This window comes from Chitinophaga pinensis DSM 2588 (assembly GCF_000024005.1).
GTDB lineage: Bacteria > Bacteroidota > Bacteroidia > Chitinophagales > Chitinophagaceae > Chitinophaga > Chitinophaga pinensis.
The window spans coordinates 3,896,923-3,917,617 of record NC_013132.1 but is presented as its reverse complement, the minus strand read 5'-3'; the positions used below and the strand labels follow the sequence as shown (position 1 = coordinate 3,917,617).

The window sequence follows — 20,695 nt, the reverse complement described above, 5'->3', positions numbered from 1 at the left end:
ATGAAAACACCATTTTTAGTAAGCCCGTTTAGTAAAAACAGTTGTATCAACGCCCCTCAGGGTAACAGCGCGTTCAGTAATATGAAAGCAGCATTCTTGATAGGAGCGTTCATGCAGGTCTTCTTAACAGCCTGTTCGCAGAATGCAGACTACCCTAAACAGGTAGTAGAAAAGGGCGAAGTAGGAAAACAGGTCGAGTATGAGATCAAAGGCGATCCCGACCGCACCAGGTACAGGATGACCTATATGGGATCTATAAAAACAAAAAGTGATACAACGTTAAAATTTCTCAACCTGATAAATATAACCGGCGGTTTTGACAGTCGCAAAGCACATTATACCGGAGCAGTGTTATTATACGACCAGCATAATAACTACTTAGGTGATTATGCAGTACCGGACACCCTTTCGCTTCCGGTAAAAATAGAAGGCACCAGCCTTGTTTTTCCAGGTCAGCAGGATTGTAACGCCATCACGAAAATTGATTTTGCTAACCAAATTCCAAAAGAGATCTTCATCAAATGTGTAGGTGAATCAGGAGACTTCTACCCATTTGACCATGTTGATTTCTCTCCGGACCATAAGTAATGCTGCTGGCATTACTTATGGTTTATCAAACCGGAAAAACGAAGTACGCAAGCTGACCTTACTTCTCATTATCGGAATGGATGAACGGAGGTGATGGAACTATTACTTGTGCTTTGAATATCCACTAATTGGGGTGTAGTGATACGATGTGTCACCATGGTACATTCCTGCGACACACGTATTAATCTACGTTGCATGAATAATGGCTGAACAGTCTTGTTCGGCCTGGTATTTCTTTGCCCTTACGGCAAAGACAGCTTTTGCTTTGCTTCTTGTTTAACATTACTATAATGATCAGGAGATACAGGATAAAGACGCTCTCCAATGTACAGTTGGAGTTTTTTCATACGAATTCTTAGAGCTGGATATTCTTGTCCGGCTATGTATATAACCTGTATCAAATGATTGAATGGAGAAGGACAATGATGAACATACTTTTACGAACATGGCAGATAGAAAGTGAAACAGACGACGACGCTCTTTCGGAAACGGTTGAAAGCAGTAGTGACAGGAGCCATAAGAGGATACGCATCAAACTGGTATCAGAGATAACGAACTTGAATTAGTACCAAGTCCGGCCTCCAGGCCGGCATTTGTCCAACCGAGAGCTGGGTATTCTTATCCGGCTAGTTATTCTTTTCCCTCAAAGGCTGTAAACGATAAAGGTCATGTGCATTATTAATATAAAAACGAAGGGGTTCTACCAGTTTACAAGTCAATCAATTAACAAATACTATAACAACAGAATCATGAAGTACTGCTTAATTTTAATGCTAACGGTCATTTGTAGCAACACGCATGCGCAAAACACCTCGCCAGCTTTGAACAAAACGAAAGTGAACCAACAAAATGCTTCACCCAAAATTACTAAAGCGCACCCCCAGCTGCGAAGCGCTGCAACAACAAACAGCCAGACATCGAAACATCAGCCGCAAAGCTCGTTAACAACGAACAGTCAGGTGCCGAAAGCGCCGCCTGCCACCGGCAAGACGGCAATTTCTGGTAGTGCACAGGCGAACCACAGCCAGCCTCGAACGAAAGAAGCTGCCAGCGATAATACTACACAAATCAAAATGGTTCGGTCAACAGTTAACGAAGAAGACCGGAAGTTTCTGACCGCCGAAATAAGGAAGTTCGCGAAAGAAACCTTCGGCAATGATTCAGATAAAGACATTCAGGAAGACCAGTTCAAAAATGCTGCTGAAATATTTGAATTTCGGCTTGGTGCAAAACCTGAAGACCCTGCAGTGATCAAGAGACTACTGGAATCATCCGGTCCCCAGGTGGTGCAGGTGCTGAGGTCTAAATTCTTAAAATACTTCCCGCAATTTAAAATTGTGGTATTGTCCGCAATATCGACAACGGGAGCCCCGGTTGGGATGGAGTTTCACTGCATGGATGGCGACTCGGTGAGTTACTACAGTGAAACACAAAAAAAATGGTTAAAGGTCCTCTTCTCACAACCAGGTTAACGACAGCCAATCCATTCAATCATAAAATCATCATCGATGCCCTACAACGAACTGATGTCGATGGTTACAACAGACAGAATATGACGAAGTACGAACGTTTAATGGACGCTATTACCCCGGAATTAATATGTAACGGTTTTACACGGATACAAACAGAGTTTCATTGCTCCCAAAAGGGCTATCATGGTATCATTAGTATGCAAAGGAATTCGAATAGCTATACCAACAACTACAAGTTCACATTAGTAATTGGCGTAGTCTGTAGTGCCTTGAAAACATTCTTCAACGATGTGGTTCAGTTTCGGTCCTATAGAATACACGATGCACATTGGAGAGAAGAGCTAGGGCCATTCATACTAGGCAATCAACGGCATTGCTGGGTATTGAACGATGACAACATCAGCATAGTTGCCGATCAGGTGCTGGAAGTGCTTAGAAAAGTTGGCCTGCCACTGTTAAATAAATATATGGTAGAAGACCATTTGCTAAGAGCATGGAAAGTTAAAAACGGTAGCGAAATCATGGAGTTCAGGAACATGGTGAATCTTACCAGCCTATTAAGGTTTCGCGCTAATCCGCAATGGCAGGTAATCGCCAACGACTATAAAAAGAAATTACAATCTCACCACTTGTACAATGAGTGGCAAAAGCATGTGAGGTGGCTTAACAGTTTTCAATAAAGTGATGCCCATGTCAAGGCAATATAATGCACCAATACACTATCGGCATAAGCCTGCGGGAAGCTTGTTAAGTGCCAGGGCATTTTGCAATAAGGGGAACCATTATTAATTGAGATGTGAATGAGAATGATGCAAACTAATTTTTTGTTAGGTGAATGGATAATCGATGATGCAACAACCGACGACACCATGCCCGTGCTCATGAGAGACATGGACAGTCAGACGTACATACCCAAAAAGGACATACTTATCAGATTCACGGAAAGAGGCGAACTGACATACAGCAGCCCTGTGCTCGGACCGCATCCTTTCATCTACATGCGGTATCAATTAGTGAATAACAAACTGATTACACGTATGCACGGCATTCCCTACGAACGGAAATACGAGGTAGAGCCCCTACCCGATGGCAGATTGCACATAACAGGCAGCAATGATGCATCAGCTAATGAGTTCATCGGCCGCCGCGAGATGTTTCTGAAAAGATATGTTCCGGAGAAAGGCAGCGGTAAGCAGGAATAATTGAAAAATGGGAATTACCCCCATGGTTTTTTAGGTTAATTCTAGGTGCGAGTCTGGATATTCTTATCTGACTCTATGTTTTCCTTCACCGACTACCCAGTAAACAAAGATTTAACGATAACTATAAATGCAAAGAAAAATGACAACACAATTGAAACAAGGCCCATCGCGCCTCAAAACTACGGCAGCCACTTTAGAAATGAGAAGATTCAGCATGCTCCGCGCAGGCATGTCACCATTCAAACCCGTATTCTCCTTTCGTCTTTGTACGCAAAGGGATCAATTACAGGCACACTTCTACGAACAGTACCAGGGCCAGCTAGTGAGATTGCAGACCACGTTGGCGAACGACCTTCCACAGGCGGATAAGCAGGCTGCATGGAGTTTTCACTTTGACGATAATCGCCCACGTCTCCTGGAGATCGGGGGACAAACGGTAGTACTTGCGATTGATCAACCAAAACCAACCATCAATATATCCATAGATGAAATGACTGTTCAATAGCCGTCACACTTTTTTTCTATACCCATATCCGCCAACCAAAACCAGGGAACCTTGCCATTTGGCGAGGTTCCATCTATTCTTTTTTCCGAACTGAAACGAAATGAATATGAGATTTATGGTAATGAGCCTAGGTGCTATGATGATCACCATCACCACTTTCGCTCAAAAGCGTCCTCGTTATACAATATATACCGGCGACAGGAAGTATTTTAATGAGCAGTTTAATAAAATTATAAAAGAAGACTTTCCGGAAATGCAGGACATTGCTTGTAGGCCGGATATTGCTTGTCTTCGCTTTCGTTCCGATACGTTTAAGTTCCAAATAACAGCCGGGTTTTCAGGTGAACGAGAAATAGCAGCTTCACTTGAAAAAGCGTCCATCACTTTAACGAGTATCTTCTGGCGGAAACTCTTCAACGAATTTCCTGAGTTTAACTATTTCCAGGTACTTGCTTTGGATCCCAAAAGCAAGCGGGAAATAGCATTTACCTATCACTTCTTAGAAGGCGGATTGGCGGAGTACTTCAGCAAAATATACAACAGATGCTACAGAGTCGATCTCACCCCTGTCAAAAAGCAGTAATCATGAACAGGAAACTTATAATGACATGGGCCCTTATCATGAGCTGTTTTTATGCACAGGCACAGCGTAAGAGTAGAACCGCCAATAACCTTGAGGATAGGAAATACCTGACACTGCAGATCCGGAAAATAGCAAAGGAGCTCCTCTCCCCCTTTATGGACCGCGATATAGACCTGGTTCCTTCCTGGAATACCGATACTATTTTCATACATATTGATACCGGTCCTGGAACGGAGCAAGAGGAGAAACGATTCCTGGAAGATATCGGCGCCTTGTTTGTCAGAAAAATAGGATTGGAGGTGCTACCCGAATTTCCACAATTTAGATGCTTCGATCTTTCGCTCCAAACAGAGGGCCGTAAGCAGGTACACCTCCTCTTTCGTTTTGTTGGAATCAATACGGCCGAATACTTTAGTCTCAGAACAAATCAACGAATAAGAATGAGCTTTCACCCCGACCGTCCGTCGATTGAACGCGATCCGGTTTATTAAGTTGTATTCATTAACCGTTATTGCTATCAGATCTGAATTCAGCCAGAGCAGGGTTTCAGATATAGATAGTTGTCACAAAATTATTTCGCTCCTTTAAAATCATGCAGTATGATCTATCACGAACTGAGAGATATAGACGTTGCCCAGCATTACAATTGGGATGCCCTGAAGTCGCTGGTCATTAACAAAAACTATTTTCATTTTGCGCTGATGCAGCTGAACTGCCAACATATGGACACATTCCGGTACAGCCACAAAGGAAACGATGTGCGCATCGAAGCAATAGGAAGCCAATGGTGCTTTCGCTACTCTACTGATCCTGACGAGTTAAATGTAGAAGGCAATATCATAGACTTCTTTTTACATTTTTACGGTAGAAAAAATGCGAGACCTGAGCCTATTTATGCCAGGATAAAACAGGAGTTGCTCATTTTGGAAGCAGCAGAGACGCTTAAGCTGCCTGCCATCCAGCATTTAGAGCATAGAGGATACCTTCATCCGGATATCTATTTCCATTCAACAGTGCCTTTAAATGTGCAGTTCCTCTCCCATCTGGGAATACTGGACCAGAACGGCATTATCAATTACGAAAAAACCTTTCAGGCGAGATCGGTATTACAGAGAACCCTCAAAAGCAATCAGATAACCACTACAGCACGCATAGGGGGCAATACCGTTGCATTCACCTTTGAATTCGGTTATCGGAATAAAGAAAGGATAAACCTCTTTGAAGACATATACTGGAAAAAAGTGATCATCTCGTCGAATGGCCAAAGCCGGTCGTGGCAGATGAGTCGTTATAGCTTACCCGATCCCGAAACCTTATGCAACCACCTCCTAAACCCGCCTGACATACAAATACGGACTATAAATACCTACGGCCTTAACGTCCCTGAAAAGAATCCGGAGGTAAAGTTTAATCCCAAAGAGGGTTTATTCAGTCCTCACATGCACAAACCATAAGCTTATTCATTAGAAATCAAATTATCGCTATGTTATATCACGAGTTAAACGCCATTAATAAGATCGATCTTGAGAGTATAACTTTCCTGGAACTAGTCGCTTCTACCAAAAACTACTTTCACCCGATCTTCATGAAAACAGGGGCCATTCATCTGGACGTCAACCAGTACGAGTGTCAGGGATGGTACTTGTCGCTCCACAAAGTAAATAACCAGGTAAAATTTGACACGTACGGAGTTCACAACGGAACTATATTAGACTACTACACATGGTGCAATAAGTTGAAAAAACTTTCTCAGAAAGACCGATACTGGCAAATGAAAAAAGACATGCAAACACTGGAAGCTATCAAGCTCCTCAAACTTCCTGTCATTCAGGACCTAGAAGTTAAAGGTTACATGAAACCAGATCTATGCTTTCACCAGGCCATTCCATTAAACCAGCAATTACTAATGCGTCTGGGCATATTGAACGAAGAGGGAAGGCTTTCGTTTGACAAGATAATACAAACCCGAAGCGAGCTTGAATCAAGAACGGATAAAATTGAAATTAGCACACTTGCCCGCCGTGGAAAGGAAAAAGTAGAATACCGGTTTAATTTCATTGTGGCTAACAAGAAAAACATCAATCTGTTCAATGATATTCGATTGTACTGTATAGATGTTTCCTCCGCAGACCTCAACAGCATGGTAGGTATTGAAGACAACGTACTTCCCGATCCCGAAACAGTTTACCAGATGGCGCTTGAAAGGAATCACAGACATCATTTGTCCAAAGAAGAGATTCTGGCTAAAGGGTTCAACTTTTTTGCCGGCTAAAAGTAGCAATAACCAAGGCAAACCATCGCCCCCTCATCTTGGCCTTCGTCTCTCCATAGTACTCAAACCCTTGGGGAGACGAAGCCACTACCCTCCGAAAACGCCCCCAAAGTGTCTTTCGCATCACAACAATAAAAGCATCATCAACGCAATGCGGCAAAGCCCCCTCCGGGTGACAGTACGAGTTCCGAGTCAGTCACCCCTTTGCTGCCGGCGAAGCATGCAGCCACCAAGATGCGCCGTGCCACGGTGCTACATCTTGCTGGAAGCGTGCAACAGCCGACGGAAAAAACATCACCTCTTCATCTTCACTCCACCCGGCGACAGCCGCTTCGCCACCCGCTCATAAATTTTCAGCGCAACTTTAGCAGCCTTCACGTAGTGGTCAATCGAGAACCCGGTAACGCCATTGTTCATCCGGATAGCCAGGAAGTTGATAAAACCGCCCTTGTCACCCGGTCGCAGATGGTTCACGTAGGTGAAGTGGTTTTGCTCCTGGCGCACCTGTATCAGCTCCGAGTCGCCTTTGGCAAAAAGCATCCGCTCCTGCTGCGTGTAACCGTGCCCAGTCAGGTACGGCGAGAACAGATTCACTGAATTTACTTTGCCGGCAATGCGGGACAGCGACCGCAGTTGCTCCTTGCCAATCATATCTTTTCGCTTACCCATAATGCCACAAATATGCGGTAGCAGCACCCCGGTTATGGTACACCAGGTATACAGATGTATCAAAGTAAACAGGCCATCGGTATGGAAGCCACGAACAAAAGCACATAGCAGTGGTAGGTTTTGTGGTCGGCGGAGGGTGAACGGAACAGCAGCAGTCGCACGGCCACCGTCCAGTGGACCACGAGCTGGATCAGGAAAATGATCAGGTCCACCGCTACGGAGAAGATGTCGTGCAGACTATCCTGGGTGAGCATCGCGCATAGAAAAGTGGCGGGTAGAAAGATCAGGTAGTGGATACAGAGGTACCATCGCGCCCTTGTGTCGCCTACAACAATGGGCAAGGTGCGACGTCCTCCTTTGAGGTCGCCGGCCATATCGCGCAGGTCTTGTATAGGCAGTGCGAAGCCCGCCCAGGCACTCATGAGGGCGAAGTAGACTTCGAGATTGGTGCCAATATGCGCGTCCGCAGGCAGGGCAATGCTCCATTGCACGTTGAAAAGAATGAAGGTTCCCAGCGTCATTCCAACGAGATTTTTGGTGGCCCAGTGGTTGCTGCCGCCACCAAGATTGAGGTAGCAGGATACAATGATCCAGGCGATGGCGTACCAGAAAGTGCCCAGCAGTAGTCCGTACAGGGCGTAGAGGATGTTGTAGATCCAGAACCGCCGGTAGGTTTCGCGCACGGTTACCAGGCCCGTTACGAGCGGACGGTATGGCTTGTTGAGCCGGTCTTCTTCTACCCCATCGAGCTGGTTGCCCATGCAGAAGGTGTAGATGTAGAGTACCGCGTAAGAAAGGGAGGTGAGGAATGGCAGCGGCAGTTCGGCCCATGATCGGCCATGGTAGATCCAGCCGGTGAAGAAGATCATGAGGGACGGTAGTATGGTATCCCAGATGTCGTTGTCTATAAATTTCCAGGCTATGTATAGCTCTCGCTGGAGGGTCCTGCATGCAAACAGGACGGGTTTGAAGGAATAGGCGGGTGACATGGAAAGGCTCTCCTTCCCATAAATGTAATCAGATTTGGTTCATATTACTTAGTAGAAAAAGCTTTTTCGGACAAAAATTGGCGGTTAATACTTAATGAGTTATAGAATTTCAGCATATTTTTCCAGTACATCGGACAAGATCGCCAGCAGCAGGTTTCGGTCGATCGGTTTTAGTATGTGCGCGGCGGCCCCGGCCTTTTGGAAGTGGGCGACGTGTTCTTCTGAGGTACTGCCACTGGCAATGATGACTGGCGTGTGCAGGTGAACGTGACGCAGGTATTCGAGCAGACCAATACCTCCCATGCCCGGCATGTGGTGGTCGGAAATGATAACGTCAGGATGATACACCGCCAACTGACTGATAGCCTGTTCTGCCGTGTCGGCACAGGCCACCTGGGCGCCGGCCAGGGTGAGTATTTTTTCCAGCAGCTTCTGGTTCATCATGTCGTCTTCCGCTATCAGGATCTTTACACCGGCAAGTGGTTGCGTGGGTGCTTCAGCAACAGGAACTGCGTTGGAAGGGGTAACCACCAGCTTTTCCGGTGCAGGCGTGCCGGCAGCGTCACCGGCAACAGCTTTCACATATGGCAACCGCACGGTAAAGCGGGTATGCGTAGGCCCCGTATGTACGGAAACGGAGCCATGCAGGTACTCTACCAGCTTCTTGGTAATGGCCAGTCCCAGCCCCGTTCCGGCCGTCTGCAGGTTGCGTTCGGAGTGGAATTGCTCGAACAGCAAAGCGGCTTTGTCTTCCGGAACATAACTCTGGTTGGTAAAACTCAGCTCCATTTCCTCGCCCCTTAACCGCGTGCTGATGGTGACTTCACTGTTGTTAAGCGTGAACTTTATAGCGTTAGACAGTAGGTTGTTGGTGATCTTCAGTATGAAAAGACGATCACTTTTCACCTCCTCCACCCTCCTGTCGTAGGAGCGAACAATGCGCACGCCCTTGCCTTTGGCCAGGGATGCATGCTGGTCGATGCTCCTATCCAGCAGGTCGTGCAACGAAAATTCGGAAAGCGATAGCTCATTAAACTTACCCGCTTCAATCTTCGCCATATCGAGCTGGTTATTGATAATATCCCGCATAATGGTGCCGCCATCGTGCAGATGGTTGATCACTTCCAATATTGCCTCACCATCCCGCAGCGTGAGTAGCTGCCTTTCCCAATCCAGCAGCAGCTCGGTATTTCCAATAATCGTATTGAGCGGCGTACGCAGTTCGTGGGAGGTTTCGTGCACGTAGTTGGTTTTTTGAAGGGAAGCTTCTTCCGCTTCCTGCTTCAGGCGGTCGTTCTGCCGGATCATATTCACGGTAACAAAGAGCATCAGCACCATCATACCGCCGCAACAAAGTATGGTTACGATGGGCAGAAATTCAGGCGGAAAATGTTGCGCGGGTATGAACTTGAAGCTGCGGTTTAGATAGACCACCACCCATAAGGCAATAGTAGCAGCGATAAACCCGGCGCGGGATTCCCAGGCCTTGTATACCTGGCAGCTGGAGCCGATAAGGTACACGAAGAGAAAGGCGGCAATCAGTTCTACCGGCATGGCCTCTCCCAGCCAGGCACCGAAGTACACGGCACTGAAGCAGTGGGTAAGGTACATGCCTATTTTTGAGTAGTGATACTTACCACGGTAGTTGAGACAGATAAGCGTAGCGAAGGCGCTGGCTTCGAGGATCAGCGCAATGAGAAAAGGGGTGGACGGAACGATGGAGTAGATGATACCACCAAATACGATCACCATCATGCCGGTTACTGCGGCAATGATATTAAAGTTGCGTAGGGCGCTGCGTTCTTTTTCGGGTACACTGTTTTCTCCTGCACGTACAATGGGCCTAACGAAATGTTGTAGTAATAGTTTGAGTTTGCCAGTCAGGGTAACAACACTCAATACCTTTCCGGGACTTTTCATAAAGCGTAAGGTTCGAGGGAATAGCCGTTAGTTTTTCCAATTAGTCATAAGCAAATTAGAATTTTTAAAACGGTTTGCGGTTAATGACTTGTTAATAGCCGTTGATAAGAGCGGCTATTATCTCCGTCGGCTTTTGTTTTCAGGGGCGCTGGATATAGCCACACGCCGGGTTATACTGCTATACTGCTTCAGTATTTCTTTTTTGTTTATGTCGAGCAATTTAAAGCCGAAATACGATTTTTGGCTGCCGTTCTCCACCTGCCTGCGGGCATGCTGCACAAAAGCATCGGCTTCTTTTTCATTAGCTACAGGACGGTCGATAGGAAAGCGTTGTCCATTAAGGAAATGCGGTGCTACATCATAATGTAAGTACATAAGAGGTGATTTTAAAAATGAGGATGAATGATTTTACATCATAAAATTGTAGCACGTCTAACTCACTTTTATACATCGCCCATACACCTGTATGCCTTATGTGCATTGCTATCTGCTAAATTTTTAGTAAACTTGATATTGCAATAAGGCTCATTGCTTTCCCTTACCCTCCGGGAGATGCGATGCATGTAGCCCCTTAACTTGGTCTCAAATCCAAACCATTGAACGACATACCTGCAGTTATGAAATTCAAGGTTCCGCCCAACATGGAACCGCACATTAGAGTTAGCAACAAAATCCCTTCTTCGCATGCACAGTACCAGGTAAGCCATGCGGGAGCAGAGTTCGTAACAGGCGATTTTGGCTCTTTTCTCACCCAGGAGATAACTACCCCATTCTGGAGACTGGGCTGGCTGAACTTTTTTATTAAAGAAGACAGCTACTTATACCCTACGACGCAGACTGCTATGGTGGCGTTGTATGCTACCATTGACGGCGACATACCCTGCAAGCTGGAAGGCTTTGGCGACCTGGTGCTGCAAAACAGGCGGTATGGGTTTTACTACATTCCGCCGGAAGTGAAGAACGAAGCTTTTTTTCAGGCAGGGGATTACGATGCGGTGTATGTATCGTTCTCGCTCACGTTCCTATCACAGTTCATAGACGAGAACCCCCGGTTTAAGGACCTGTACACCCGGCAGAACGAACAGGTAAACAGCGGCATAGCGTTGCCAACCTACCCTATTACGCAGGTGGAGCTGGATATTTTGAATAAGATACGCTATAGCCGGTACAAGGGTAAGAGCCAGGAACTGTTTATTCAGGCAAGGATCAACGACCTGCTGGTAAGCTATTTTCAGGCGCTGGAAGGTGCGGGTAAGGAGGAAGTGGATACTAACGAACTGGAACAACGCATACAGGATGTAGCGAATTACATAACGCATCATCTGCACCAGTCCTTATCCATAGCGGATCTGAGCAAAAAGGCCCGACTGAACCTGGACAAGTTTGAAAAAACGTTTAAGCAGGTAATGGGCAGCGCTCCGCAGAAGTTCATTGAAGATACGCGTATGCAGGAAGCAGCCCGGTTGCTGCGTACAACCGACATACCTATTGCAGATGTGGCGTACAAGGTAGGCTATGCAGATCAGGGGTATTTTACCAAAGTTTTCAAGCGCGTATTTGGTGTTACACCACGTAAATACCGGCAGGATAATTCTGACGCTAACAATAGCGTATAAATGAATGATTTAGGGCTATACTGCAGGTATGTTGCGGTGGAATTGAAAGATTCCTAATTTTTAAATGAAATTTTACCAATCCATTCCCATCAATTTCAGCAATTTTACTACGCAATAGATAAGCACCAAAACTTAACTATGTTTAACCTAAAGAGTATCCACAATGTTCGTTACAAAATCTCTACCTCATTGATAAATACTTTTACCTTATAGGTTGCCAATGCCTAGATAAAATTGGTTCCAGGTTTTCTGATCTGCTATCGTAGGGAGATAGCAGATCAGCGGACCGCCCTCAAAATAGTATAAAAGAGAATTATAGTTACCATTGTATTCATGGGCTGCACTTGCAGTATAAGATGTATTTTATGAAAACAAAATTAGTTAAACTGATTACTAGCCTGCTGGTTCTCCTTTTCGTATATGCCGGTCTGATCAAACTGTTCGATCATGCTAATTTTGAATTACAATTGGCTAAGTCACCATTCATGTTAGGCATGTCGTCATTGGTATCCTGGCTCTTACCACTTTCGGAATTAGCCGTCGTTGGACTTTTGTTGTTTGAAAAAACACGTCTTATTGCACTTTATTGCTCCTTCTTTATGATGGTCTTATTTACCGCATATATTATCGGCATATTAAACTTCAGCTATTATATTCCTTGCTCTTGCGGAGGTGTACTAAACAGTTTAGGATGGAACGAGCATTTGATATTTAATGCCTTCTTTGTCATTATTTCCTTGATTGGAATTATTCTACAGAAAAGGTTAAATATTGAAGGATTACGTCCAGCAACACCTCAATTTGGATGATTTTTACTATACTTAAATAACCGCTATGAGAAAGGTTTCCGTAATTGTGTTTAGTCTGGTATTAGGTGTATCTGCTGCTTTGGGGAACTATTATATGTTTCCGGGAGAGGCAAAACACCATGCTGAAAAGCCGGAAACTTGCGACCATAGTGAAGGTGGTATCCTGTGTGCTTCCGAATATAATGACGCGAATGTTATTGTGAGGGAATGGTACCACGAAGCCCAATAAAACGATATTTCAAAGATATTTAAATGCGCATTTAATGGATAGGATGCGGTTTTTACTGGGGTCCTTGACAACCCTTCTAAGGGTTTAGCAACAAACACACATGTTAATCATTAAAATCTGTTAAAATGAAAAAGTTATCTTTCATCGCCATTGCCCTGGTTTTAGGAGCTTCTGCTGCTATCGCTAATTACTACATCATTCCTGGCAGCTCACAGCACCAGTCAACTAAACCAGCAAATTGTACATTAGAAGACGGAACACTGTGCGCTACTGAATTCACCGATGCAGGTGTTCAGGTTAGAGAGTGGTTCAGACTTTAACATTTTCCATTGCAGGGCTGTTTATTCAGCCCTGCAATAAATATTCAATATGAAGACGATCATCATCTTTATAAGCGCGTTATTAGTTGTTGTTATATTATTTCAGCTTTCCAGGTCGAATGAAAGAAAGACTGATTTCGCCAGAAAAAAAGTAAACATCACTTCAACCAGCAAATTAGATGCTCCTTACAACGATTACAGACTTATCGGAAAAACGGCGCATAACATCTTTATATATTCCCATACAGATTATTCTATTAATTGCTTAAACACGCAAACCGGAAAACTCTCAAAACTTTGGAAGGCGAACAATATGATGGACAGCACTTATAGCATGTCTTTTACATTACAATATGATTCCCCCGCCCTTTATAAAATAGACTATAAGAACAAAAAAATAATTAAATCCCTATCCGGTCAAAATTCAACTGAGGTTGTTAAAGATTTTTCAGACTTAGCGTTCTCAAAAGGCTATCTAGCGGACACTAATACTTTAATTTGCATGAGCTATCCTAAAGGCCTGAGGGATAGGTTATTCACCTCTGTTAATTTACAAACTGATAGCCAGGCAATTTCTAAGGATATAACCCTCATAAAACATGATGGCGGTATTTCGGAGGACGGCATGCTTAATTACGACAAAAAGACTAAAAAACTACTTTATCTGCACTACTACTACAATAAATTTACGGTGTTTGATAAAGATTTAAACAGCCTCAAAAATGGAAATACCATTGATACGTTTTCATCGTATAACGCTAAACTAAATGAATCCAAAAGTGACAACGGAACAGTCTTGACAACAGCTGCCCCTCTTAACACACTGAATACATACTCCTGCACAGATAATGGATTGCTTTATGTAGTGTCTACATCTTTAAAAAGAAATACGCTATTTTCAACTACCAATATATCGCCCATTGATGTCTATGACTATATGACTAACCAATATAAGGGTACATACTTTATTGAAACGGATCGGAACGATAAAATAAAAGGTATTGCTGCTTTGAACAATCAACTAGTTATTTTAACCACTAATAATGTACTGATTGCTAACGTTACTACTGCCAACTAGAGTAGGATATATAGGCAAAAATAAAGCTACGCTGTTGCGTAGCTTTATAATGGTTAGTTTCTAATTTTTATTTAACATTTACATCAAAACTTAGCGGTAAGCATCATTGGTATCCCAAGTTCTGCTTTAATGCTGGATTAGCCTTTATTTGCAAAGCCGGTATGGGCCATAGTTGATCTGTGGTCTGCCAATTTTGACCTTTTAATGGCTTCAAAACATTGTCAGCTTGCCCAGTTCGTTTAAGATCGAACCATCGGTGCCCCCACTCTGCGAATAGTTCGATCTGCCTTTCATGCATAATGGCAGCTAAACATTGCTCTTTATTAATTCCTACTGGCAAATCAGGCAATTTAGCTCTTGAACGAACAACATTCACATCGCTTCGCGCACCTTCGACATCGTTGTTATTAGCCCGTGCTTCAGCTCTTATTAAATACTGTTCAGCTAAGCGAAGTACTATATAGTATTCATTAAGGGGATTACCGCCAGATCTGATTTTATACTTATAAGGATAATAAGAAGGATTGCCGTTCGACATAACACTTCCTACCCAGTTAATTCTCCTTTCATCACCTGCTTCAAAATCGGATAAGAGCCTAGTGGATACTGGATACAGAACCGTTGAAGTAGAGGGAATAAAACTTGCTCCTACCCAGGTATTATTGTTTGGATTGACGGGCTTGAACTGAAAAATCGTTTCTTTACTATTGTTTAGGAAAGCTGTCGATGTGGTTGGAAGTGGAGAAAAGATCTCAGGCTCAATTACCTTACTTGCTTCATCTTCAGCATTAACCCAATCCTGCATGTATAAATAGACTCTGGCCAGCAACGCATGTGCGGCATAGCTATCGGCACGTATTTTCTCTGAATTATACCCTACAGGTAACAATGTTGCCGCTTCCTTTAAATCAATCACGATTTGTTTGTAAATATCTGTTACCGCTGCCCGTGGTAAATTCTGGTTGTCCTGGTATTTCGTAGTAGTCGCCAGGGGGACAGGGCCCCAGATATTGACTAAATAGAAATAAGTAAACGCCCTTAAAAACCTCGCTTCACCTGCGAGTTGCTTTTTTAATGCTTCCGGAAGGCCATTTGATGCATCTAAACCTTCTATGGCAGCATTTGCTGAGTAAACGTAACTATAGAGGAAACTCCAATAATTGTTGATGTCGTTATTATCGGTGGGAATGTTATTATTCAGAAAAACGTTTGTTAATGGACTGAAATTGGACAATTCATCAGAAGCCATACCACAATTCAACGTGATTGCCCGGCTTATAATTCCAGAATTAATCCTGATCATTTCCTCATAAATACCTAAAACGGCAGAGTTAGCGGTATTTTCATTGTTATAGATTTCGCTACTTACGTACTTATCCTCTGGAGGAGCAATGTCGAGGAATTTATCGCAACTAGTGAGCGAAAGAAGTATAAGAAACGAAAGTGCCACTATATTATATCGGAAGTTGTACATAATATTATAATTATAAAGTTATTTGAATACCGCCTGTCAACATTCGCAATGGGGGTAATCCGGAAATCTGAGTTTCAGGATCTAATCCTTTGTAGTTAGTAATTGTTAATAGATTCTGGCCCTGAATATATATCCTAAGCAGTGCTATTTTATACCTACTTAACAGTTGACTAGGTATACTATATGATACAGAAAGGTTCTTTAGTCTTATGAAAGATGCGTCAGTTATCGCGGCTTCAGAATTACCTAGCTTGTTCCAAGCTTCATAAGCATCTCCAGTTGACGCGGTATACTTTTGAAATTCTCCTCCCGTCTTACCCGTTTGCCATCTATTGAGCACATCGACAGGCTGATTCATTATAGCACCTGGTGGATTAGTACTTAATATTGGATTTAAATAGTTATTCCCTTCCTGTTTTACGAACTGAAAAAGGAAATCAACTTCGAAATTTTTAAATCGGATATTATTCAAAACACCTCCGTAGTACTTAGGATCTAAACTTTTAGTAACCTGTTGGTCAGTAGGCGATGATATGAATCCATCTCCGTTTACATCTAAATATGTATAAATGCCTGTATTAGGATCTATACCGGTGTTCTTATATACTTTTCGAGCGTTTAATGGCTGACCTATTGTATAAAATGCAGCATAGCTGGTATTTTCTATACCAGGAAAGGAGACTAATTTATTATTGATAACACTGAGGTTTACAGAAGAATTCCAAGACCAATCCTTTCGGGCTACATTATTTGTCTTCAACTCAAATTCAACTCCGGTGTTCTTAACAACCGCAGGAAAGTTACGGACCACAAGAGAAAAGCCAGTTTGTGTAGGTAATGTATAGTTGATTAGCTGATTGTCACTCTTGTTTTTAAAATAATTAGCATTGAATAAGATGGCGTTATTTAGGAATCCGAGTTCGAGCCCAAACTCAAGTTTTTTATTCACCTCCCAAGCATAGTCTGAATTAAAGATTTTTGTAGGCATAAGTGCTGAAACACCTCCATACGGGTAGATCGTGCCATCGGAGAGATCTAAATATTGATAATCGCCTATCTTGTCGTTTCCAGACGATCCATAACTGCCTCGTAACTTTCCATAAGACAGGAAGGACAAGTTGTCTTTTACGAAAGCCTCATTGAAGAATAACCAAGCAAGACCTGCCGATGCAAAGTTTCCATATTTTTTACCAGGTCCAAATCGCGTGGAACCGTCTCTTCTTCCATTAAAGTTGACAATATACTTATCATTCAAAATATACTTTAGCCTTCCGAATAATGAAACAAACCGATACTGGCTGTAGTTTGTTCTGGCGGTAATATTAGAGGCGCCTGTGGTTGTTCCAATTGTACCATCATCATTGTAACCACTTGCATTTATTGTATTACCACTTATCACCGACTCTTGAAAAGTGCTTCCTACCAGTGCTTCGATATTTCCACCGAACAAACGGTTAACATACTCTATTTGAGGTTCAGCATTCCATGTTTTTATTGTATTGTTTCCAAAATCTGCTGTGGCGATTACAGTATAGTCAGGATTCTGAGATGCGGCAGGATTAGTGCTGGTTTGCTTTAATTGAGTGTTAGTAAAACCCAAATTCGCCTTAACAGATAATCCATTATAAATGGAATATTTCAAATTGGCATTGCTTATAAAATTATCCGTTAATGCAGAATAGGACTTCAGGAGATAGGCATAGGGATTTTGGAAATTATAGCCTTTATAATACCACATTAATTTACCGTCCGGAGTGTGCGTATCAGGGAGGTTAGGAATTAATGAAGAAACAAAAGAAAGATCCTGACTTATTAACCTGTTGTTGTCATTGGAATAACTAGCGGATATATCTGCTTTAAATCTGTTGTCAATTGAACTGTGATTTACATTTAAACGGGCTCCGATTCTCTTGTCGGAAAAATCACCAGGAAAAACAGTTGTCTCGTAATGGTAGTTGCCACTGAATAAAAAAGTAGTTTGTTGACTTCCACCTGAAAGCGACAGTTGAGCATCCCTGTATTGAGACGTACCTCCTATTAGTTTACGTTGCCAGTCGGTACTCCTTGTAGTATCCCAAACCAAAAAATCATACGCAGTTGCATCAGAAGGTGCTACACCGTCATTTTCAAATGCTTCCTTTCTCATGGCAACATACTCCTTGGTATTCATGTAGTCTAGGAATCTGCTTACTTTCCCATATCCGGCAGATAAATTTAAACCAAGTTGTGTTTTTCCGGTTTTACCTTTCTTCGTTGTAACTAATACTACTCCATTAGCGCCTCTACTGCCATAGATCGCGGTAGCATCTGCATCCTTCAAGATATCTATACTTTCTATATCACTTGGTGGTATGCTATTTAACGGATTTTGGTAGAAAATTTCACTCCCACTTAACAAATTTATTGGTGTAGAATTAAAAGGTACGCCATCAATCACATATAAAGGTTCATTTCCGCTCTGTATTGAATTCCTTCCCCTGATTTGAACATTGACACGAGATCCGGGCATGCCTGTATTTTGAGTAACAACTACCCCTGCAAGCCTGCCCTGAAGGGTTAGCATTGCATTGGCTACTGGTTGCTTTTCTATTACTGCGCTTTTAATGGTACCAATTGATCCTGTATTGTATTTTTTCGTTGTAGTACCATAGGCAATAACAACGGTTTCTTCTAACAAATTAACGTCTTCCGACAATACCACATTTATGGTGTGGCCAGCCGATATTTGCATATCCTGAGCCCGATAACCGGTATGACTCACATGAAGTGTCCCTTGAGGCGTTTGAGTATTCAAAGAAAATTCACCACTTTCATTGGTAGTCGTACCAATTGCAGTACCTCTTATCATTACCGTAACTCCTGGGATTGCAATACCTTTTGAATCGTTAACCCGTCCTTTAATAAGATAAGTACTGTCGGTACGGGATGAAGAACTGTTATCAGTAGCACCAGCCTGACTTTTAATAATAAATATATTCTTATCTATGAACTTATAGGAGAATCCTTTTTCCAAAAACAATGTTTTTAAAGCTTCGGAAACGGGTTTCTTATTCTGATCAATCGTAACTCTCCGTTTGATGTCCAAATCTCCGCTATAATTAAAGCGCAAGCCTGTTTGCTTTTCTATGCTCTTAAGTACTGTTATTAGCGGAGCATTGACAGCAGAAAGTGATACTGGTATGTTTTCTGCTACTGCTGGTGTTTGACCTAATATAGTGAGAGGACTATTTAGGAAATAGCACATAATAGGAAAGAATATAAAAAACTTTCCGTTTTTAAGCAATTTTAGCATCTGTTTAAATTTAGTTTGGTTGATTGTATAGGTAATTTATATTGCATGAGTCGGATAGCAAAAGCTATCTAAAACCATTCTTATCGGAAGTCAAACCATTATTGCTCTTTTTTTTCAGTATGAAGACTTCATATTCTCTTGTTGCTTCCTCAATCGTTAATCCATATTTTTTAAGATTCTTTCTGATTTCAGTCCAGTTAGGATATTCGTTAATATCTAATCTCATATAGAGATTTATGGATTGAGACAACGAACCAGTTGTAGCGTCTACCACAGGCTCCACATTATTAAAGGCATTTAAAAATGTAGCAAGTTTTTTAACGTTCGCAAATTTCCACAAATTAGTAGAGTCTATATCTTTTCCGGTTAAACGAAAACCGGAGCTATCATTGCTATTAACCCCCTTAATTTGTCTTATTTCCCAACATTTACCAATTCGTGTTTCAATGTGGCCGTGGTAAGGTGTTTTGTTGTTTAAATCCTCCAACATCCCCTTGAAAAAGGCTTCCTGTGGAATAGCATTTTTCAATGCAAACTCATAAGCGACCAGCTGCTTTACATCATTTGTGTCCGAACCTGCAAGATCAACGATAAATCGTTTGCGGTTAACAGCTCCCATAAGCTCTCTCGGAACTGAGTATGTACTATAAAACAAACGTAAGATCCTAACATTCAATCCAACGAACCTCTTAACCGAATAAGCGTCAAGTGAGTCTCTAAATATTGCTAAACTAGATGCAAGGCCAGGAATTTTTTCCGCAAAAAGTGAATAGGACGTGATAGATGCCCTTTTAAGTATCGACGGGTCCGTATAAAGAGGTTTCGTATCGTCAAAGGTCAAATTGTCTTCTTTCATGTTTAGGCTGAGCTCCTGATTATTCATAGCCTGCCTAACATTAGCTTCCGTAATTTCCGTTGCTTCTGTAATAGCTTTCACTTTGCCATCTTTACCTATCCACACCTCATGCGGTATCATTTTATGTGGGAAAAGTTTGTGCAAAACAGTATCCTCAGTAATGAATGGAAGTTTAATGTTTTTTAATTTATCACTTTTACTCAAAAATTTCTGGACCTCGTTCGTGGTTTGATAAGTTACAGGAATGATAATTATAGAATCTTTGAATGTAGTATTTATAGAGTCGAGCTTAGGCAAAGATGCCACACAGGGACCACACCACGTTGCCCAGAAATCCAGAATGATTATTTTACCCTTAAATGCACTAAAATCCAATACATCATTCGAATAATTGTAAAGGCTACTGATTTGTAGCATGGGCAAAGGATCCCCTACTTTTAGAGGTATATGGCTCATGGCTGAATCTACTAGCTGCTTATAATTAATCTTCCTGCCAGCGCCTCCCTGTGCAATACAGGAATTATTAAATAAACAGCATACATACAGTATGCATATAGATGCAATTCTCGAAAAACTCGACATAAGCTGTTAGAGTTACTTTGGTTGGTTCAATACATCATTCGTCATCCCCATGACCTAAACAATGTGAAAATGATGTCCCTATACTACTAAGTATCAAAAACAATCAAATTGCACTATTCGAATTAGAACTTTTTTTATAATTTTTTGCCCGAAACATTAAAACAGTATGAAAACCAGCCTCTTCGTTAGGGAAATTAGACATTAACCTCCCGTTAACAACCAAAGAGGCCATATTTTGG

At 42.4% G+C, this 20,695-nt stretch carries 21 protein-coding genes; 14 read left to right on the top strand and 7 right to left on the bottom strand.

Going from position 1 to position 20,695, the window contains the following annotated elements:
* The 9 genes from CPIN_RS15825 (at position 1) to CPIN_RS15785 (ending at position 6,622) form a co-directional block, all read left to right on the top strand.
* On the top strand, positions 1-588 hold the full coding sequence (locus tag CPIN_RS15825; RefSeq protein ID WP_012790827.1) for a hypothetical protein: 588 nt from the start codon (positions 1-3) through the stop codon (positions 586-588).
* Positions 589-1,337: 749 nt separating this feature from the next.
* Complete coding sequence (locus CPIN_RS15820; protein WP_148230577.1) at positions 1,338-2,060, top strand: hypothetical protein; 723 nt, start codon at positions 1,338-1,340, stop codon at positions 2,058-2,060.
* Between the two features lie 80 nt (positions 2,061-2,140).
* Positions 2,141-2,740, top strand: coding sequence for a DUF4304 domain-containing protein (locus CPIN_RS15815; RefSeq protein ID WP_187294778.1), 600 nt, complete (start codon positions 2,141-2,143; stop codon positions 2,738-2,740).
* A gap of 126 nt (positions 2,741-2,866) precedes the next feature.
* The gene (locus CPIN_RS15810; protein ID WP_044218848.1) at positions 2,867-3,262 is read left to right on the top strand and encodes a hypothetical protein; all 396 of its coding nucleotides are present in this window, start codon (positions 2,867-2,869) and stop codon (positions 3,260-3,262) included.
* 139 nt (positions 3,263-3,401) lie between these two features.
* On the top strand, positions 3,402-3,767 hold the full coding sequence (locus CPIN_RS15805) for a hypothetical protein (RefSeq protein WP_012790823.1): 366 nt from the start codon (positions 3,402-3,404) through the stop codon (positions 3,765-3,767).
* 106 nt (positions 3,768-3,873) lie between these two features.
* A complete protein-coding gene (locus CPIN_RS15800; protein WP_012790822.1) occupies positions 3,874-4,350 on the top strand; it encodes a hypothetical protein in 477 nt (158 codons plus the stop codon).
* Positions 4,351-4,352: 2 nt separating this feature from the next.
* Positions 4,353-4,841: a hypothetical protein gene (locus CPIN_RS15795; RefSeq protein WP_012790821.1), complete on the top strand. Its 489-nt coding sequence runs from the start codon at positions 4,353-4,355 to the stop codon at positions 4,839-4,841.
* A 108-nt stretch (positions 4,842-4,949) separates the two neighbouring features.
* Positions 4,950-5,804 carry a hypothetical protein gene (locus CPIN_RS15790; RefSeq protein ID WP_012790820.1) on the top strand — a complete coding sequence of 285 codons (855 nt, stop codon included), beginning with the start codon at positions 4,950-4,952 and terminating at the stop codon, positions 5,802-5,804.
* A 29-nt stretch (positions 5,805-5,833) separates the two neighbouring features.
* The gene (locus CPIN_RS15785) at positions 5,834-6,622 is read left to right on the top strand and encodes a hypothetical protein (RefSeq protein ID WP_012790819.1); all 789 of its coding nucleotides are present in this window, start codon (positions 5,834-5,836) and stop codon (positions 6,620-6,622) included.
* Between the two features lie 294 nt (positions 6,623-6,916).
* Here CPIN_RS15785 and CPIN_RS15780 read toward each other — a convergent pair whose 3' ends face one another.
* From CPIN_RS15780 to CPIN_RS15765, 4 genes are all read right to left on the bottom strand, one after another.
* Entirely contained in the window at positions 6,917-7,291 is a 375-nt protein-coding gene (locus CPIN_RS15780; protein WP_044218839.1) for a hypothetical protein, read from the bottom strand.
* Positions 7,292-7,350: 59 nt separating this feature from the next.
* Positions 7,351-8,160, bottom strand: a complete 810-nt coding sequence (locus CPIN_RS15775; RefSeq protein WP_187294777.1) for a UbiA family prenyltransferase — start codon at positions 8,158-8,160, stop codon at positions 7,351-7,353.
* A 219-nt stretch (positions 8,161-8,379) separates the two neighbouring features.
* Positions 8,380-10,200 (bottom strand): hybrid sensor histidine kinase/response regulator, encoded by a 1,821-nt coding sequence (locus CPIN_RS15770; RefSeq protein ID WP_012790816.1) that lies wholly within the window; start codon positions 10,198-10,200, stop codon positions 8,380-8,382.
* Positions 10,201-10,317: 117 nt separating this feature from the next.
* Positions 10,318-10,575: a hypothetical protein gene (locus CPIN_RS15765; protein ID WP_012790815.1), complete on the bottom strand. Its 258-nt coding sequence runs from the start codon at positions 10,573-10,575 to the stop codon at positions 10,318-10,320.
* Positions 10,576-10,841: 266 nt separating this feature from the next.
* On the opposite strand from CPIN_RS15765, the gene CPIN_RS15760 reads away from it, so the two are divergent.
* The 5 genes from CPIN_RS15760 to CPIN_RS15740 all read left to right on the top strand — a co-directional run bounded on the left by CPIN_RS15760 (position 10,842) and on the right by CPIN_RS15740 (position 14,252).
* A complete protein-coding gene (locus CPIN_RS15760) occupies positions 10,842-11,816 on the top strand; it encodes a helix-turn-helix transcriptional regulator (RefSeq protein WP_187294776.1) in 975 nt (324 codons plus the stop codon).
* Between the two features lie 365 nt (positions 11,817-12,181).
* Complete coding sequence (locus CPIN_RS15755; RefSeq protein ID WP_012790812.1) at positions 12,182-12,625, top strand: MauE/DoxX family redox-associated membrane protein; 444 nt, start codon at positions 12,182-12,184, stop codon at positions 12,623-12,625.
* A gap of 25 nt (positions 12,626-12,650) precedes the next feature.
* Positions 12,651-12,854 carry a hypothetical protein gene (locus tag CPIN_RS15750; RefSeq protein WP_012790811.1) on the top strand — a complete coding sequence of 68 codons (204 nt, stop codon included), beginning with the start codon at positions 12,651-12,653 and terminating at the stop codon, positions 12,852-12,854.
* Positions 12,855-12,979: 125 nt separating this feature from the next.
* On the top strand, positions 12,980-13,174 hold the full coding sequence (locus CPIN_RS15745) for a hypothetical protein (RefSeq protein ID WP_012790810.1): 195 nt from the start codon (positions 12,980-12,982) through the stop codon (positions 13,172-13,174).
* A 49-nt stretch (positions 13,175-13,223) separates the two neighbouring features.
* Positions 13,224-14,252, top strand: a complete 1,029-nt coding sequence (locus tag CPIN_RS15740) for a hypothetical protein (RefSeq protein ID WP_012790809.1) — start codon at positions 13,224-13,226, stop codon at positions 14,250-14,252.
* A gap of 103 nt (positions 14,253-14,355) precedes the next feature.
* On the opposite strand, the gene CPIN_RS15735 is transcribed toward CPIN_RS15740, so the two are convergent.
* From CPIN_RS15735 to CPIN_RS15725, 3 genes are all read right to left on the bottom strand, one after another.
* Positions 14,356-15,726 carry a RagB/SusD family nutrient uptake outer membrane protein gene (locus tag CPIN_RS15735; protein ID WP_012790808.1) on the bottom strand — a complete coding sequence of 457 codons (1,371 nt, stop codon included), beginning with the start codon at positions 15,724-15,726 and terminating at the stop codon, positions 14,356-14,358.
* A 10-nt stretch (positions 15,727-15,736) separates the two neighbouring features.
* On the bottom strand, positions 15,737-19,018 hold the full coding sequence (locus CPIN_RS15730; protein WP_012790807.1) for a SusC/RagA family TonB-linked outer membrane protein: 3,282 nt from the start codon (positions 19,016-19,018) through the stop codon (positions 15,737-15,739).
* 64 nt (positions 19,019-19,082) lie between these two features.
* Positions 19,083-20,330 (bottom strand): TlpA family protein disulfide reductase, encoded by a 1,248-nt coding sequence (locus tag CPIN_RS15725; RefSeq protein WP_044218836.1) that lies wholly within the window; start codon positions 20,328-20,330, stop codon positions 19,083-19,085.
* Positions 20,331-20,695 lie beyond the last annotated feature (365 nt).